The 468-nt window shown below is 37.0% G+C and carries 1 protein-coding gene; it reads left to right on the forward strand.

Features of this window, described 5'->3' with window-relative positions; translation table 11 throughout:
- Positions 1-276: 276 nt before the first annotated feature.
- The coding region (locus tag X919_RS17150) for a hypothetical protein (protein ID WP_028900340.1) at positions 277-468 on the forward strand (192 nt) is incomplete at its 3' end.

Consider the following 468-nt stretch of genomic DNA (forward strand, 5'->3'; position numbering starts at 1 on the left):
TTCTTGCATAATCATGAAATCCCCCACCCAAACCAATGGGGAAGTATGAAAAGCCACCAAGAAATGATGTAAATTCCACCGAAAGATGTGATATTCTCGTTTTTAATTGCTACCTTTGTCATGTCAGATATTTTATTTGTTTTTTTTGTTGGTAGCACTAAGATAGGTGAAAATTCTGACATATCCAAGTGTTTTGAGGACTTTGTTTCTCAGGCACTTGGAGTTCTCACAAGAATTTATGCTGCGGAATTAAGGTAAAACTAAAACAGGTGAATTATGGGAAGAAAGTTAAACTATATCCATCTACTATTCTTTAGCACTATTATTGTAATCCTACTGATGTCGGCTGGTTGCGAAAGAAAAGCAACTATGGTTTCAAGAGCGAACGGAAGAGGTCGTTCCATCATTGATGGAAAATCGGATTCTTTTGTGGATGCCAAGTCTAAAATGACCATCGAACTTGATACC

This window comes from Prevotella sp. HJM029 (assembly GCF_000599605.1).
In the GTDB taxonomy this organism is placed as follows: domain Bacteria; phylum Bacteroidota; class Bacteroidia; order Bacteroidales; family Bacteroidaceae; genus Prevotella.